The organism is Pectobacterium zantedeschiae (assembly GCF_004137795.1).
GTDB classification, from domain to species: domain Bacteria; phylum Pseudomonadota; class Gammaproteobacteria; order Enterobacterales; family Enterobacteriaceae; genus Pectobacterium; species Pectobacterium zantedeschiae.
In genome coordinates, this window is the sequence record NZ_NWTM01000001.1 from 3067192 (window position 1) to 3084259 (window position 17068).

Below are 17068 nucleotides of genomic sequence, written 5' to 3' on the forward strand. Positions count from 1 at the left end.
ATTAATTTACCCTTAATTCCCTTAGCCATCTACTCAAGTGTTTTTTTGTTGCAGGACTAGAATTTATTGTATCAAAAAAATGATCTCGTTCAGCACTGGATAGAGGAATAAAATCTCTACCAAATAGTGAATACCAAGCATCTCCGATAAACCCAGCATCTAAATTCACATCATCTTTCAATATCCAGCTACCCATAAACCAATCTTCATTATTCTGGTTCAGATTTTTTTCAATTTCATCCCAATAAACAGGGCAATCAATGGGAAGAAAATCTTTACTCTTAATTTCTTTCAATCTTGGAACTGCATCCGTTATTGCAGTAACAACATCCAGCATTATTCGACCATCTCTGTCATCTAAATAAGAGTACCGTAACTTTTTCTCAAAACTAGAAAATAACTCACCTAAAGATTGATGCCGACCAAAATTTTCGTAAATATTACGAAGTATCAGACGTATATTAGAATTATATTCATCTTTAGAAACAATACTTGATTTATCGAAAATTTGAAGCGTCATATCAAAATATGCTTTATTATAGTTGGTAATTTTCATGACTCTCTGGATATATTCATGAAATTCTTTTCTGATTTTATTAACCTCTGAAATAGAAATCATATGATCATCATAGTGATATTTCTCAAACTCTACTCCACGTTGAACTGTGCCAACTAAACGATCAAGTCTTTCTCTTGCATGACTATCTGATAGGAAATATAGATATTTGCTTGAGTTAGTAACATTTCTTATACTTCCAAAGATACTTTTTTTAGTTAAAATAAGTGCACATTCCTCAGGTGACTTTACAAAACCCAAGTCCTCAGTTGAGTAAAGTTCGATAATACGTTTGCCTTTTAATTGATTTATAGATCGATTAGAAAAAGGCGATATCCTACCATTTAGGATCACCCAAGCAATAGAAGTTCTATCCATCCCCTCAAATTTTTTTAGAATTAAACCTAAATTTTCTTCTGCCAGATTAAATGAGTTTTCGCTAATAGCATTTGGGGCTGATACAGCTAAGCCAGAAACAAAAGAAAAAAGGACATCCTCTCTTAACTCTCTCATAAAAGGTATTTGATCAAAATCTAATCTCAAGCGATCTAACGTCAACGGAAAAATACCATCTTTGTCCATAACAGATATATTTGGGAAATTCAAAATTTGAGGACCTAGTATTGTTTTGGCTTCAAATAAATTTGGTAGACTATTTCGATATTTTTCCTTTTTAATCACTCTTATTCCGTTGCAAACAACTTGGTGGCCTTCTCCGAAATACCAGCAGACACTATCAAACCCTTTAACTTCAATAAAGTTTGGCCGGAAATTATTACTCTGTTTTTCTACAGATTTTGAAGGGATTCTATACTTTTGTGGTAATACTTTACCAGTAGATAGACTTCGCTCCACCCTCGGCCAATCAAGGCAATACCAATCCCATGACTCACCTTCTTTTTCTTCACTTTCCTTCGTACGCATGAAGAACGGAGGGGATGCTGTCGTAACAGAGATTGAAGTACCTATTTCAGATTTTTCTTTAAAATAAACTGATATAGGTGCATCAGATAAAGTGGTATCAAAGCTGACTGCCTCTGCAGGTTTAGCATTGACATGACGAGAATGAACTGTCAAGTGAATTTCACTAGGATCATCAGCTATAAGGAAAGCAGCAAGCGCACCAACGCCAAAACGTCCAGTTCTTAGAACTTCTGATTTAGATCTATCATTTGCAAATTGCTTCTTCCAAGCAAGTGAAGTCCTAAAAGAAGAACCCGCTTTGAGAAAGTAATTTTTTAATACGTCCAGTGTCATGCCAATCCCAGTATCTGATACCCGGAGAGTGCTAGTACCATCAGAGTTATTAATTAACTCAACTTTGACATAGTACTTATCAAGGTCATTCTCATCCCTAACATTCTCAAAGAATGCTCGTTCTCTGCATGCATCAATAGCATTCTGTATCAATTCTCGGACTGCAATCTCTGGATAGTCTCCATATAATGGTTTAATAAGTAACTTAGTAAGCTCAGTGTTTGCAGAGGTAAATTTAACTTCTTCAGGAATAAATCCAGCGGCACGACCAAAACTATTTTGGTTTTCAGTATTACTACGAATCCTTCGAATTGTCATTCCCCAGTTTTCGTTAGGAAAACGTCCATACACTTCACCGAGTACGGCCCAAGAGCTATCTAACTCATATTGAATATTGGCTAATAATCTTTTGGTTTTTAAATATGATACTATATCAGACTTTCTTGGATCTACTTGTATCCTTAACACTTCAGGGTCTGGCTCTGCGTCAAAAGATACCCCTTGAATTGCATCATGTAATCCCCATTCCGATTGACTTAAAGGGCTCTTAAGTCTCTTAATTTTGAGTAAACGCCCCGGAGCTCGGGAGCTCTGAAGTTGCACATAATCAGCGATCCTTAGAAGGACCATAACATAAATAGGATGGCTATTTGGTTCAAAAACTCTTAGATGGTAATCTCGTTCTAAGATATGAAATGTGTCACGCAGTTTCATGCCATGACTACGAGCTATAACTCCTGAAAGCATAGATAACCGATAATTAGGATCATCCTCCCTTATTTGGTCAATTGGCAATTTTCCTTTAGCTCCTGGTATTCCATTTCGAGTTATCTCATACGCTAATCTAGGATGGTATCTACGAATGAATTCACCGATATAGCGATATTGAGAGGCTTTCCAATTTTCGATGTCACCTAAATCAGGGGGGGAGATTGGATCCAATAAACCAAAAAGATTCATTCTTTCATTTTCAGGTAATCTATGAATTTCGGAAACATATTCTTTCCATAAACAATTCCAACTTTTATCACCAAAATCATCAGAACCAACAGGTGAAGATTTAGAATCCACTAATTTAACAAAGCTTTCTTCCTGTAGGTGCATTGCAAAATCATGAAGCAATGTACTACAAATTAACAAAGCACAATCTGCCGATGAGAAGTTATCTTTACTTTCCTTCGTTAACAATTTCTCTACCGTCGACAAAACTTCATTTATATGACTCACACCATGATCTGTATATTCTCGAAAAAAAACACAGTCATTTAAATAATACCATTCATCAAAAGTAGAAAGGTATTGCTGAACAAGTAATAGCTCTTCTGTATTAGAGAGTTTATCCATGTAAAATTTTGTTATTTTTATATTTCTCATACTCTAAAACCCAATTAATGATTTATGTGATTACTCTTCCAGTATAAAACAGCAAAAAACTGATTTATAAAATCCATTAGTCTAATAACAAACCATTTTCGCTATAGTTATTTAATATACACAAAAATATTTTTTCCACAAGGATTTATAAAATATTTATTTTTAATGATAGTGAAATAGAACTTAAATTTTAGTCAATCAAAATGCAACAGATTAGTTACGTCTAAAATGTGGTAAAAAAACATATACGGAATAATTAAAAAGATAATTAAGTATATTGATGGTATTTATGGAATAAGTTATCTACCGGTATATGTGAAATATCCACCTCTAAAATATTCGTCTCAAGACAAATTAATACCATGCAATCAAACTAGCACCTTCAAACCATGCTTCTGCACCACGGTAAGCAGTTTCAGCGACAATCCACTAGGGCGTTTTACGCCGCTTTCCCATTTCTGTACTGTTGAAACACTGGTGTTAAGGTAGCGGGCGAAAACAGGCTGGCTGACGTTTAGCTTCTCACGCAGTGCCTTAATCTCAAGGGGTTGAAGATCATCCACGCTGTTGAGGCACGCCTTGTCAAAGTTGCGCATCGTTTCCTGTGGGATAGCATCGACGCTGAATAATCCAGAAGCCGCGCTATGGATAGCCTCAAATGCAGGACTCTTGAATTTACTTTTTGCGGTCATGGCAAATCTCCACCAGTTCTTTACTCTTAATCAGTGCCGTAATCTTTTCATCGGCAAGGGTTGCGTAGTGCTTCGCCAACTCGCGGAATCCGGCCAGTTCGCGATTATCGATATTCGCCATATCCTGCTTGGCATACAGGAACGTGTAAAACCAGTGCTGTCCACCTTTCGCCAGTATGATCGCGCGATCGCGATTCTGGTTCAGCCGTTTCTTATAAACGCCGCCGCCGAGATCGTCGGCTTTCCCTTGCATCACTGCCTCAATAGCTTCACATAACTCGCTATCCTTGATGGCGTGGGATTTAGCCGCCTTAGTGAACCATTTGGTTTTGAATACACGCATCAGGCTGACATCCTGTAACCTTAACTATAGCACTAAGTGCTAGATTACTCTCTTTTCTGGCTGAGTTAAAGTGCTTGAAACTTGCAAAACTCTGTCGTATTTTTGACCGTGAAAACCTGCTGTCGATGACAGCCACCAATGTTTCCAGTATCGGGATGATACGAGTGACCTGTGAGAAACGCCTTCGGGCGGTCACATTGCCAAAGTCATAAGGAATGGAGCGTGGTCTGAGACTGACGCCTTCGGGCGACCACAAACACTTCCGTAGCCTGCAAGGAAGAACACGCTCAGTTGTGTGTGGTAAATCTGCCAGCCTTTGGAAGCAGATATCACCAGGTAGTTTGAACGCCGTTGCGAGCGTGGTGATGAAGGTCCGTTTTGACTACTTTACTTCAAGCCCAACATTGCCGTGGGCTTACTATACCCAGCCAGAGAGCGGCTTCCATACCGTAGGAGACTGGCCGTAGCTGCAACGTTTATCGTTGTGGTGATTTCACTTCATAGGCGGCTTAAACAGCGCTTATCCTCGTAAGTTCGCGTTATCACGCGATTTCGATTTTACTCGTCTCAATGATTTGCGTCTGCGCGTGTGAACGTGCTGGCTGCGCGTTGCTATGCCGTCAGGCATCTGCTACGCGCCTGCCTGCAACGTCTGCACTGGCGTCACTTTTTCCGTGTCAACGGATGAAAGTGACGCCGCAGCCGAAGACCCTATCAGCCCCTGAGACATGCACCTCACCCACAGCGTCATGAATCTGACACACCCGTTTGTGCCGGACTGATCGCTTTTTTTACAGGAGATTGAACCGATACCGAGGCAGGCCTAACGGCCTGAGAGGAAATCCTGCAACCGCAGGCGGCCGCACCGAGTGCATCACCGACACCTCCCAAGACCTCAACGGCTGTCCGCTCTGGCGCACAGGTATCGTTCAAGGCAGGTCAATCGCGATTGTTTCTGCCCTTTCCCATGCGCCAGAGAAAAGCATCCAGTTGAATTATGAGAGGTAAGTTGCATGAGTAAATTAAGTCGTGAAATGACCACGCTGGCGAAACAGGCTGGCGGGAGCTACAAGACGGTTCATGATCGTATTCGCATCATGGACAGGCTGTGCCGTCACCTGCTGGCGCTGAATATTCAGGTGCATGACGTTCAGTATCTCAAGGCCAGACATATCGAAAGTTATGTCGCCGAACGCCTGTCACAGCGGATTGCCCTTCGTACCCTACACAACGAAATGGCAGCGCTGCGCACGGTGTTTAAGCAGGGAGGACGGGAAAAGCTCGCCGTTTCTGATCGCCTGACCAATAACGCGCTGGGGCTGAGCGGGGCAAGCCGTGCCGGGACAAAATTCGCTATCCCGGACGAACGCTATCAGGCCGTTCTGCTTGCGGCGCAACAGCATGATAAAGGACTGGCCTGCGCACTTCAGCTTGCCCGATTGCTGGGGCTGCGTTCTCAGGAAGCGGTGCAATGCGCCAGTTCGCTGAAAACGTGGGAAAAGCAGCTTGAGCGTCACCAACAAACGCTGACCGTGGTATTTGGCACCAAAGGCGGCAGGCCACGCGAAACCCGGATTATCGATCGCGAAGCGATTCAACGGGCAGTAAACGAAGCGCTAAAGGTGGCCGAAGCGCGTAACGGCAGGTTGATCGATAAACCCGACCTGAAAACCGCCATGAACTTCTGGCGTACACAGACCACCCGCTTAGGGCTGACCGGCCACTATTCCCCGCACAGCCTGCGCTACGCATGGGCGCAGGATGCCATGCGTTATTACCTGTCACAGGGCTTTTCCCGCAGTGAAGCTAGGGCATTAACCTCTATGGATCTCGGCCACGGCGATGGTCGGGGGCGCTATGTCGAGCGGGTTTACACCAGGAAGGAGGATTGAACATGAAAGATAACACGTTGATTCGCTTATCGGGTGTGATGAAAAAGACTGGCCTTAAGAAATCATGGATTTACCTGTTGATGAAGCAGGGGGAATTTCCTCAGACGGTCAAAATCGGCGCCCGCTCGGTAGCGTGGGTGGAAAGTGAGGTGAATGACTGGATCGCGGCACGTATCAGCCAGCGCGGGGAGGTCAAACCATGATGCATTGTTATTTTTTTCTGGCAGGCAATTTACGATATACTGCTGACGCTGCGGCAAAATCCGCAGCCGGAATTGGCGTTCCGACACTTACCACGTTGCCTAAAAGACACGGATTTATTACGTGTCTTTTATTAGGCGATGCCTGCGCATACCTGTCAATGGTGGCTCAGGCGGGGGCTCCGCAAGGAGCGCCGGGCTACGTGGTAACCGGTTACGCCAACCCCGTCTGGGCTACCACCATCGAGGTTGGCGTCTCAGGTGGTAGTGATACCCTGCTTACCACGGAGGCTGCCTTATGGCTACGATCCTTCCCTTTCTTTACCCGCAATCTTTCTTTTTTTCTGCGGGGGTACATCATGTATGACACCACTCCCCTGACGTTAGAAGAACTCGTCGATCACTGTCGGGCGCTGGCCTACGCCATCATTGAACTCGACAACGCGCTCGCGAAAGAGCTGCTGATCTTTATCCTGTGGGAGCGTCTGAACCAGTTGAATGACGCGTTGCAAGCGGAGGTGGCTGACGATGAGTAAATTCGTTTCAGACATTACCGCACAGTCTCGCCACCGCTGGCGTGCCATTCTGTCCGCGCTGGCTATTCCGGTGCCTTCTGGCGGTAAACATGGTGCTTGTCCTGCCTGCGGTGGCAAAGATCGCTTCCGCTTTGATGACAAAGAAGGACGGGGAACGTGGTTTTGCAGTCAATGCGGTCATGGCGATGGCCTTGATCTGGTCGCACGGGTGAAAAACTGCGACCTGTCAGATGCCGCAAAACAGGTGGCCGCGCTGACGCTCCCTGCCTCAACTGCGCCAGCCAGGGAAAAAGCTGCTGAGCGCCCGCCGCTGGCCGATAAAATCAAGCAGATGCTGACCCATTCAAGGAACGGCGAAAGCGCTTACCTGAAAGCCAAAGGGTTCTCTATCGTCCATGCCCGCCTGACCGCACAGCAAAAAATGCGCATCGGCGGCGTGTTGTTTGATGAGGGAAGCCTGCTGCTGAAATTGCATCGCGTTTCCGGTGAACTGATCGGCGCACAGTTGATCAACGACAACGGAGAAAAACGCCTGCTGCCCGGTTCACAATTGAAAGGCGCTTTCATCGCCGTGCATTACCCGAAAGAGCCGGACACCATCGTGATCACTGAAGGGTACGCCACCGGCCTGACCATCAGCCAGATCACTACGGCGGCGGTGGTTGCGGCGGTGTCGGCCAATAACCTGATAAACGTCGCCCAAGCGCTGCGTGGCTGGTATCCCGATGCCACTATTATTCTGGCGGGCGATCATGACCTGCATGCTGATGGTTCAACCAATATCGGTAAAGAACAGGCTGAAAAAGCCGCGCTCGCGGTGGACGGCTGGGTGTCGTTACCGCCCACCACAATGCTCTGTGACTGGGATGATTACCGTCAGCAATATGGGCTTGAGGCCACCAAATCCGCGTTCAACAAACAACGCTATCAGCCCGACACGATGTATACACCTTTAGTCCGCACCGATTCCGCTATACCGGCATTCAACACCGCATTACCCCTGCGCAAAGGCTCTGACGGTTTTGATACGCGGCAGGACTACCTGATTAAAGGCTATCTGCCGAGTTCGTCCGTCGCCAGTGCTTACGGTGCCAGCGGCTCGTATAAGTCGTTTCTGGCGGTATCGTGGGGATGCCACATCGCCACTGGCAAACCGTGGGCAGGCAAGCCAGTGACACAGGGTGCGGTGATTTATGTCGTCGGCGAAGGTGGGATCGGCGTTCCCCGCCGTATCCGGGCATGGGAGCAGGCGCTTAACGGCGGTAGCCCGATTGATGCGCTTTATCGCGTCGATTGCCCGATTTTTCCGGCCAGCCCGGAGAGCGTACAACAGGTGATACGTGCCGCCCGCGATGTGAACGTCACCTCCGGTATGCCGGTTCGTCTGATTATTCTGGATACGCTCGCCCGCTGTTTTGGCGGTTCGGATGAGAATGCGGCTAAAGACATGGGCGCATTCATTCAGGGATGTGACGCGATTAAAGCGGCAACACAGGCCACGGTGCTGATTATCCATCATTCCGGTAAAGATCAGGACAAAGGGGCTCGCGGCTCCAGCGCCTTCCGTGCTGCGCTGGACGTGGAATTTAACGTCAGGCGTGAAGGTGAAGGCGGCGCGTTGATCCTCAGTTGCACCAAGATGAAGGATGCGGAAGAGCCGCCGCGTCGCGCCTATGATCTGAATAGCGTCGATCTGTACGTGGACGATGATGGCGACCAGATCACCTCACTGGTGCTGAACGATGAAGGCCGTGAAGTCAGAGAAGATGAGGCTGCCAGCGATCCCGATTTAGCCGGTATTCCACGGCTGACGGAAAACCATTTTGCCCTCTGGCAGACTATTCGCTCACGCACGGCCAACGGTGAAGGCTGTACCCGTTCATTAGTGCGGGATGACATGCGGGCAATGGGCTTTGATGTGAACAAGAAGTTCACCCGCTGGCTGGACAAGCTGGAAAAGGATGGCCTGATCGCCTTTGAGGGGGAGCGGATTACGCCGCTATCGCAACGGAATAAGGTGGGGGATTAAACGGGGGAAAGTGGGGGCGAACGGATAAGAAGTCCTTCTATCCGGCATTTTCCCCCACTTCCCACGCATATATAGGTGCGAAGTGGGGGAATGACTTAACTCAATAATAAATAAAAATTTTTAACAGAGTGGTGAAAATAAGGTGGGGGAAGCCGTGATCCCTGAGTCAGTGGGGGAAAAGTGGGGGATGGTTTGCTAATGTTTTACTCTGCCGATACACGCTAAATATAACATTTGAGTTATTATAACTTATGAGTTATATTCCCCGTTAATAAGGGGACTGACATGTATGAATTGATTTTTCACCCCGAAGCTGCAAGCGAAATTTATGACCTCGAACCTGTTATGCAGGCAAAAGCGCTTAAAGGGCTTGAAAAACTTGAAGCTAAAGGGCCCGAGCTAAGATATCCAGATACGGACATCATCGAAGGTGGGTTATTTGAGCTACGGGTTGGTAGAAAAGACATAAGCAGAACGTTTTTTGCTTACGCAAAAGGACGTAAGATCTATATTTTAAGGACATTCGTAAAGAAAACCCCTAAGACCCCGAAAGCTGAAATAGCGCTGGCAAAGTCAAGATGGGAGGAATTGAAAGATGGCAGTTAAAGGTATCAACTTCTCTGAAGTTAAAGCGAAAGCGCTTTCTAATCCTGAAGTTAAAAAAGCGTATGAGGACGAAACTCAAGAAGAAGCGCTTCGCGCTGTTCTGATCGAAATGAAGTCCAAGTCAGGTCTGACAAGTACAGAAATTGCCGCTCGCATGGGTGTAAGCCAACCTGCGGTGAGCCGCCTTGAGAGAAATGTTTCCAGTGCGAGTATCTCAACCTTACAACGGTATGCTGCTGCTTGCGGTATGCAGCTTAAGCTGTCACTGGGTTAAGATTCGCGCGGTATTTATAAGCCGGATTTTGCACTGGTTTGCCGGTTAGCATCAGTACTACAGGTTCCGGCTTGCTACTTCTATAAGGTGGAAAACGATCTGGCGGAAATGATACTTAGGTATGATGAGTAGCTGGAAAATCATCCACATAAGAAAAATGAGCGCCAGCCCCTCCCAAAAAAGGGGCTGGCGTGGTGGATAATATGTCTCAAATTTTAAATTTTCCTTCCGCATTCATAATAGTATCCCACTGTTTAAATTCGTCACTACTAAGAACTACACAACCTTTTGCCATAGATTTAAAATTTTCAGTAAGGTTTTTATCTTGCTTTGGAGGGAAATGATCGAAACTTGAAATCAATGTTTTTCTTCTCAGACTCTCTACATATTCAGGGCAAATTAGATTTTTCCCATCAAGCGAGAACATATTAACAGCCTTAATGAAGAAATCATTTCTATCTTTTAAAGATTTCGTATCCCATATTGAATTAGGAAATAATTCTTTATAGTACTTATCAGATGTAACATGGTAATAATGAGTTCTTTTATCTAACACTCCGATTGTACTTAATGTATTCGAGCTAATAAATAAAAAGCCATTAGGCCAAAAGAAAAAAACCAAAAATAATGAGGCTAACACAGAAAAAATCGTTTCTTTTGCCACTTCAAAATTAAAAACCCCATTATTATTAAACGAAAAATTTCTTGAATAAAAGATCATTGCTGGAAATAATGATAACACTGAGTAAAACGATAAAAAAAAGAAAGCATAAACAAACCCATAAAAAGTATGCCCATCCATATTCATCAAAAGCAAAGAAATAGACAAACTTATTGATATTGAGGCTAAAAAGCATATAAACAAGGTGGCAATAATAGAGCCAGTTATTTTAATAAACTTTTTAAATCCGCTATCGCGATAGGCGTGAGTGTTTTTTACTTTAAATGGAAACACAGTAAAAATTGTAGAAACAATAAAAGATATGAGTAAAGAACGAAATGGTTCATCTATATATAATAAAATTTTCCCTATGTATACATACTTTTTAGAAAATTCATAAAAACCATCCGATGATAATATCAAAATAGAAACCAACATAGATATTATCATTATCAAAGTAATATATGGCATCTTTTTTGTATTAGCAATATAGCTTTCATTAACAAAAGATGAAAAAAGCATTAGATTAAAACTTGGAAGTACAAATACAAATGACATTAATACAGAAATGAATATAAATGAGCCAAATATTGAAAGAAGTGTTGTTTTATTATCAATAGTACCAATCAATAGGTCAAGACGTGAAAAATGCCCTAAATATCCCCAAACAACAATTATGGAGAGTAGGATGCATATTGGTGAAACTTTCAGTGCATAAAGAAAACATTTTTTAGCATTATTAAAAAAAGAGGTTAACTCGCTCTCTTTGATTCCTTCCATATATATCTCTCTGAACAAGGCTAACAATCTATTTAAAATCAATGAAATGATTAAATACCATAATAATGGAGTATATCAATACATCACTTCTTGAACTCATACGGCACCACATACTCATCCCGATTGGCATCCAGATAATCCGCCCACCATTGCAGCATCAGCCTGCGTTCATCCAGATGTTCCGCTTTGTGGATATAGGCAGCACGGACGCCGTTGCGTTCCTGATGACTCATCTGGCGCTCTACCGCATCCCGTGACCACTGACCGGATTCTACCAGTGCGCTACAGGCCATGGTGCGAAACCCATGCCCGCAAATCTCTGTAGTAGTGTCATAGCCCATGGTTCGTAATGCGTTGTTGACGGTGTTTTCACTCATCGGTTTGGTTGGCCGACGATCGCCGGGGAAGATCAGTTCATGAGCGCCGCTGATAGCCTTAATCTCTTCCAGCAGCGCTAAAGCCTGTCGGGATAATGGCACCAGATGTTCAGAGCGCATCTTTGCACCGCGCTGTGAGTGCTTCACACCAGGGATGGCTTCACGTTCAGCCGGTATCGTCCACATAGCGCGTTTAAAATCGATTTCCGGCCAGCGGGCAAAACGTAGCTCGCTGGAACGGATAAAAACGCACAGCGTGAGTTTTAACGCCAGTCTGGTTAACGCCCGCCCTTTGTGGCGTTCTATCCGTGCCAGAAAATCCTGCAGCTTGTTCAGCTTCAACGCTGGTCGATGGGTGGCTTTTGGTGCGGCTATCGCCCCGGAGAGGTCTTGCGCGGGGTTGCGCTCTATCAGATCGTTTTGCACCGCGTAGCGCATAATATCGGTGACGCGCTGGCGCAGCCGTGACGCCAAATCAAGATGACCGTTCTGTTCGACGACTTTCAGCGGCTCCAGAAGGTCTTTAGTTTTCAGGTCAGCAATATGACGATGCCCGATAGCAGGCAGGAGATTTCGTTCCATATCGCGCCATACCCGTCCGGCGTGTGTTTCTGACCAGCGGTTTTGGCTAATGTTCCGGTGCCAGTCCTGCGCGACCTTCGCAAAAGTATTCAACGCCTCTTGCGCCTGCTCTTTCTCTTCTTCACGCTTTTCCGTTGGGTGGATACCCTCCAACAGCAGCAATCGTATCTCATCACGCTTCTCTCTGGCCTTCGCCAGCGAGATCAGCGGATAGGCACCGAATGCAATCCGGCTTTCCTTACCTTCAAAGCGATATTTGAGATACCAGCGCTTAGAGCCGTTAGGACTCACCAAAAGATACAGGCCATGCGCGTCCGCGAGCTTATAGGCTTTCTCGCGGGGCTTGGCGGTACGGGCAACAACGTCGGTCAGCGCCATAATTTGGGGGTCAACTCATAATCGAAGTGAATTGACCCTCATCTTGACCCCCAAATCATCTGGATGTCAATGGACGAAGAAAGACCACTGTGGAGAAAACAGACAAAATAGCGGAGATGGAAATGAAATTAAAATCTTTATTTTACAGATAGATATGGACATTACTGGACGATTTTGGACATAAAAAAAGCCACCCTGAGGTGACTTGATTTTCATACTATGGTGCCGAAGGCCGGACTCGAACCGGCACGTATTTCTACGGTTGATTTTGAATCAACTGCGTCTACCGATTTCGCCACTTCGGCACAGAAGTAGTATGCGGAAAACGGGTGCATTATACCGTTTGACGGCCCACGCGCAACGTTAATCCACTCAGTGATCGGTTAAGTGCTGAAAAAATCATCTTTAGCAACGCGTTACGGCCATTTTGCATTCAATGTTGTGTGATATGAACGTTGTCACGAACAACAAAAAAGCGCCGAGGATTACTCCATCCGGCGCTTTTTAAGACTCGTTGAGTTCTATCGGCGTTTCAGCAGGAGTGCCACACTGATGAACAAGAACACCGAGCTAGGCAAGATAGCGCCCAGGATAGGTGGGATGCCGTAAACCAGGCTGAGCGGACGGAAAATCTCATTCAGCAGATAGAATAGGAAACCGAAGCTGATACCTATCACGATGCGTGACCCCGCCGATACACTGCGCAACGGGCCGAAAATGAACGAGACCGCCATGAGCATCATGACCGCCACCGAGACTGGCGCAAAGATTTTGCTCCACATATTCAGCTGGTAGCGATTCGATTCCTGTCCGCTTTGCTTCAGGTATTTGGCGTAATTATGTAGCCCACGGATTGATAACGCGTCAGGCTCCAGCGCTACCACGCCCAGCTTGTCCGGCGTCAGGTTGGTTTTCCATTCGCCGCTGAGCGTCTGGCTACCACCAATCTGTTTGCCATCGCTCAAATCGGATTCATCAACCTGCGAGAGTCTCCAGACATTTCTGTCATCCTCAAACTCGGCGGAGGCCGCATAGCGTACGGATAGCAGCTTGTTCTGATCGTCGAAGTGGTAGATGTTGACGCCAGACAGCTCTTTATCGCCCGCTACCCGTTCGATATAGATAAAGTCATTGCCGTCTTTTGCCCACAGTCCGCCCTGCGTCGAGATCATCGATCCGCCGGAGATCATCTGAGAACGATAGTTACGGGCCATCTGCTCCCCTTGCGGAGAAACCCACTCGCCAATCGCCATTGTCAGCAACACCAGCGGGATCGCCGTTTTCATCACGGCAGTCGCAATCTGTAAACGGGTAAAACCAGAAGCCTGCATCACTACCAGTTCACTGCGGGTCGCAAGCTGGCCCAGCCCAAGCAACGCCCCGAGTAGCGCCGCCATCGGAAAGAAAATCTCAATATCTTTAGGTACGCTGAGCAGCGTGTAGAGCCCCGCGCCCAGCGCAGAATATTCACCCTGCCCGACTTTACGCAACTGGTCGACAAACTTGATGATGCCAGAGAGCGACACCAGCATGAACAGCGTCGTCATGATAGTGGTAAAAATCGTTTTACCGATATAGCGGTCTAATACACCAAACATCAGACCGCTCCTTGTGTTTTAAGCGTACCAGGCTTCAAGCGGGCGCGCATTTTGCGCATCGGCACGGTATCCCATAGGTTAAGCATGACCGCGATACCGAAGTACATCAGGTTGGTCAACCAGACCCACACCATCGGATCGATTTTGCCTTTACTGGCGTTAGAACGCAGCGAACTTTGCAGCAGGAAGAAAATCAGATACAGCAGCATCGCAGGCAGCATGCTCAGCACCCTGCCCTGACGTGGGTTCACCACACTCAGCGGCACCACCATCAACGCCATGATCATCACCGAAATAATCAGCGTTAGCCGCCAGTGTAACTCTGCGCGCGCATCGTGCGCATCAGAACCCCAGAGGGTTCGCATATCCATTTGCTGCACGTCACTATTATTTAGCGTCACGGCCTGGTGACCAATCACGGCCTGATAGTTGGTGAAATTAGTAATACGGAAGTCTCGCAACAATGCTGTGCCTTCGTAACGCGATCCGTTATCCAAGGTCACGACCTGAGCACCGTCTTCATTTTGCGTGATATGACCGCGATCGGCCACAACGACGGAAGGCCGGGCGTTACCGCTGGGGCGTAACTGTGCCAGAAAGACGTGCTGAAACTCCGATCCTTTGACATTACCGACAAACAGCACCGAGTTTCCGCCCTGTGCAGACTGGAACTGCCCCTCTACCAGAGCCGCCATACCGGGGTTTGCCTTCGCCTCCGCCAGTACTTCTTCCTGATGTCGGGACGACCACGGACTGAGCCACATGACGTTAATGGTTGCGATGATAGCAGTGAACACAGCCAAGACCAGCGCGGCTTTCAGCAAGACGCGTTTGCCCAGCCCACAGGCGTGCATGACGGTGATCTCGCTTTCTGAATAGAGGCGACCAAACGTCATCAATACGCCAAGAAACAGACTTAATGGCAGGATGAGCTGCACCATCTCTGGCACACCTAATCCCAACAGGGAGATAACCAAATTTGTCGGGATTTCACCATCAACAGCGGCGCCCAGTATCCGTACTAATTTCTGGCAAAAGAAAATCAGTAACAGAATGAAAAGGATCGCCAGTTGGCTCTTAAAGGTTTCCCGTACCAGATATCGAATGATGATCACGCTTAATTACGCCTGTGAAAACTTGTCTTTTTGCAGGAAAATCGATAGTTTCTTCGCTAACGCGCCATTTATACTCATTTTTGGCAGCCCTCATAGCTAAAACGGTATTACAACACACTGCGTTTGAACTGTTGTATCAGAACCTGCTTATAGTCACCAAAACAGGCTCGTTACGTCGTTAAGATTAACACAGGTTATGTTAACGCAACGGCGGGAAAGTATTACGGAGTGTCACATTCTAGCCGTTGCCCCCGCCTTTGTCTTTAAGATTCAGGAGAGTACATGGAGTTCAGCGTAAAAAGCGGTAGTCCGGAAAAACAACGCAGTGCCTGCATTGTCGTCGGCGTGTTTGAACCGCGTCGTCTGTCCCCTATTGCCGAACAACTCGATAAAATCAGCGACGGCTATATCAGCGCGTTGCTTCGCCGTGGTGAATTAGAAGGCAAAGTGGGGCAATCACTGCTCTTGCACCATGTACCTAACATTCTTTCCGAGCGCATTCTGCTGATTGGCTGCGGTAAAGAGCGTGAGCTAGATGAACGCCAGTACAAGCAGGTGATTCAGAAAACGATTAATGCTCTGAACGAAACGGGTTCGATGGAAGCGGTCTGCTTTCTGACTGAGCTGCACGTGAAAGGTCGTAACACGTACTGGAAGGTACGTCAGGCCGTCGAAACTGCGAAAGAGACGCTGTATACCTTCGATCAGTTGAAGAGCAACAAGGTCGAACTGCGCCGTCCACTGCGCAAAATGGTCTTCAACGTACCAACGCGCCGCGAGTTGACCAGCGGTGAACGCGCCATCCAACACGGTCTGGCGATTGCGGCAGGCATCAAAGCCGCAAAAGATCTCGGCAACATGCCGCCAAATATCTGTAATGCGGCCTATCTGGCCTCTCAAGCGCGTCAGTTGGCTGACACCTATAGCCAGAACATTATTACGCGTGTGATTGGCGAACAGCAGATGAAAGAGCTAGGCATGAATGCCTATCTGGCCGTTGGACAGGGTTCACAGAATGAATCGCTGATGTCCGTGATCGAATATAAAGGCGATCCGAACCCGGAAACCCGCCCGATTGTACTGGTGGGCAAAGGACTGACGTTCGATTCCGGCGGCATCTCCATCAAACCTGCCGACAGCATGGACGAAATGAAATACGACATGTGCGGTGCGGCTACGGTCTACGGTGTGATGCGTATGGCAGCCGAACTGGCGTTGCCGTTAAATATCGTCGGCGTGCTGGCAGGTTGTGAAAATATGGTCGACGGACGCGCATACCGTCCAGGTGATGTGCTGACCACGATGTCCGGCCAAACGGTAGAAGTGCTGAACACCGATGCGGAAGGTCGTTTGGTCTTGTGTGATACGCTGACCTATGTTGAGCGCTATGAACCAGACGTAGTGATTGACGTCGCGACGCTGACTGGCGCTTGTGTGATTGCGTTGGGGCACCATATCACCGGGCTGATGGCGAATCACAATCCACTGGCGCACGAGCTGTTGAGCGCGTCCGAGCAGTCTGGCGACCGCGCATGGCGTCTACCACTAACCGACGAATTCCAGGAACAGCTGGAGTCCAATTTTGCCGATATGGCGAATATTGGTGGTCGTCCAGGCGGTGCAATTACCGCAGGCTGCTTCCTGTCGCGCTTTACGCGTAAATACAGCTGGGCGCATCTGGATATCGCAGGTACCGCCTGGCGTTCGGGCAAAGCCAAAGGTGCAACAGGCCGCCCAGTCGCACTACTATCACAGTTCCTGCTTAACCGCGCTGGACAGAACGACGTAGAATAAGGCTTTTGCGTCAACGGCGATGAC

At 46.9% G+C, this 17068-nt stretch carries 15 protein-coding genes, 1 tRNA gene and 1 pseudogene; 9 read left to right on the forward strand and 8 right to left on the reverse strand.

Translation table 11 applies throughout. The features are described 5' to 3' along the window. Position 1: 1 nt before the first annotated feature. The 3 genes from CLR69_RS13765 to CLR69_RS13775 all read right to left on the reverse strand — a co-directional run bounded on the left by CLR69_RS13765 (position 2) and on the right by CLR69_RS13775 (position 4222). Entirely contained in the window at positions 2-3187 is a 3186-nt protein-coding gene (locus CLR69_RS13765) for an HD domain-containing protein (RefSeq protein WP_129713471.1), read from the reverse strand. A 368-nt stretch (positions 3188-3555) separates the two neighbouring features. Beyond that, positions 3556-3879: a helix-turn-helix domain-containing protein gene (locus CLR69_RS13770; protein ID WP_039510456.1), complete on the reverse strand. Its 324-nt coding sequence runs from the start codon at positions 3877-3879 to the stop codon at positions 3556-3558. Continuing rightward, on the reverse strand, positions 3863-4222 hold the full coding sequence (locus tag CLR69_RS13775; RefSeq protein WP_039547931.1) for a type II toxin-antitoxin system RelE/ParE family toxin: 360 nt from the start codon (positions 4220-4222) through the stop codon (positions 3863-3865). The genes CLR69_RS13770 and CLR69_RS13775 overlap by 17 nt, the downstream gene beginning before the upstream one ends. Before the next feature lie 215 nt (positions 4223-4437). Between CLR69_RS13775 and CLR69_RS13780 the strand changes: the two genes are divergently transcribed. The 8 genes and pseudogenes from CLR69_RS13780 (at position 4438) to CLR69_RS13810 (ending at position 9759) form a co-directional block, all read left to right on the forward strand. Continuing rightward, positions 4438-4689: a hypothetical protein gene (locus CLR69_RS13780; protein ID WP_129713472.1), complete on the forward strand. Its 252-nt coding sequence runs from the start codon at positions 4438-4440 to the stop codon at positions 4687-4689. Between the two features lie 546 nt (positions 4690-5235). After that, the gene (locus tag CLR69_RS13785) at positions 5236-6114 is read left to right on the forward strand and encodes an integrase domain-containing protein (RefSeq protein WP_129713473.1); all 879 of its coding nucleotides are present in this window, start codon (positions 5236-5238) and stop codon (positions 6112-6114) included. Positions 6115-6116: 2 nt separating this feature from the next. Further along, positions 6117-6317, forward strand: coding sequence for a helix-turn-helix transcriptional regulator (locus tag CLR69_RS13790; protein ID WP_129713474.1), 201 nt, complete (start codon positions 6117-6119; stop codon positions 6315-6317). After that, positions 6314-6850, forward strand: coding sequence for an ash family protein (locus CLR69_RS13795; protein WP_129713475.1), 537 nt, complete (start codon positions 6314-6316; stop codon positions 6848-6850). The genes CLR69_RS13790 and CLR69_RS13795 overlap by 4 nt, the downstream gene beginning before the upstream one ends. Continuing rightward, a pseudogene (locus tag CLR69_RS23195) lies at positions 6843-7727 on the forward strand (primase-helicase zinc-binding domain-containing protein); the annotation flags it as partial. The gene CLR69_RS13795 and the pseudogene CLR69_RS23195, both read left to right, overlap by 8 nt. A gap of 63 nt (positions 7728-7790) precedes the next feature. Next, positions 7791-8879, forward strand: a complete 1089-nt coding sequence (locus tag CLR69_RS23200; RefSeq protein ID WP_242451642.1) for a helicase RepA family protein — start codon at positions 7791-7793, stop codon at positions 8877-8879. A gap of 285 nt (positions 8880-9164) precedes the next feature. Continuing rightward, positions 9165-9485, forward strand: a complete 321-nt coding sequence (locus CLR69_RS13805) for a type II toxin-antitoxin system RelE/ParE family toxin (protein ID WP_005971241.1) — start codon at positions 9165-9167, stop codon at positions 9483-9485. Then, entirely contained in the window at positions 9475-9759 is a 285-nt protein-coding gene (locus CLR69_RS13810) for a helix-turn-helix domain-containing protein (protein ID WP_005971242.1), read from the forward strand. Before CLR69_RS13805 ends, CLR69_RS13810 begins: the two co-directional genes overlap by 11 nt. 208 nt (positions 9760-9967) lie before the next feature. Here CLR69_RS13810 and CLR69_RS13820 read toward each other — a convergent pair whose 3' ends face one another. The 5 genes from CLR69_RS13820 to lptF form a co-directional block, all read right to left on the reverse strand. Then, entirely contained in the window at positions 9968-11200 is a 1233-nt protein-coding gene (locus tag CLR69_RS13820) for a hypothetical protein (RefSeq protein WP_129713477.1), read from the reverse strand. Between the two features lie 83 nt (positions 11201-11283). Further along, positions 11284-12537 carry a tyrosine-type recombinase/integrase gene (locus CLR69_RS13825; protein WP_129713478.1) on the reverse strand — a complete coding sequence of 418 codons (1254 nt, stop codon included), beginning with the start codon at positions 12535-12537 and terminating at the stop codon, positions 11284-11286. A gap of 220 nt (positions 12538-12757) precedes the next feature. Further along, positions 12758-12842, reverse strand: a tRNA-Leu gene (locus tag CLR69_RS13830). A 216-nt stretch (positions 12843-13058) separates the two neighbouring features. Continuing rightward, complete coding sequence (gene lptG / locus CLR69_RS13835) at positions 13059-14135, reverse strand: LPS export ABC transporter permease LptG (RefSeq protein ID WP_129702619.1); 1077 nt, start codon at positions 14133-14135, stop codon at positions 13059-13061. Next, entirely contained in the window at positions 14135-15250 is a 1116-nt protein-coding gene (lptF, locus tag CLR69_RS13840) for an LPS export ABC transporter permease LptF (protein ID WP_129713479.1), read from the reverse strand. The genes lptG and lptF overlap by 1 nt, the downstream gene beginning before the upstream one ends. Positions 15251-15532: 282 nt before the next feature. On the opposite strand from lptF, the gene pepA reads away from it, so the two are divergent. Further along, on the forward strand, positions 15533-17044 hold the full coding sequence (gene pepA / locus CLR69_RS13845; protein ID WP_005973662.1) for a leucyl aminopeptidase: 1512 nt from the start codon (positions 15533-15535) through the stop codon (positions 17042-17044). Positions 17045-17068 lie beyond the last annotated feature (24 nt).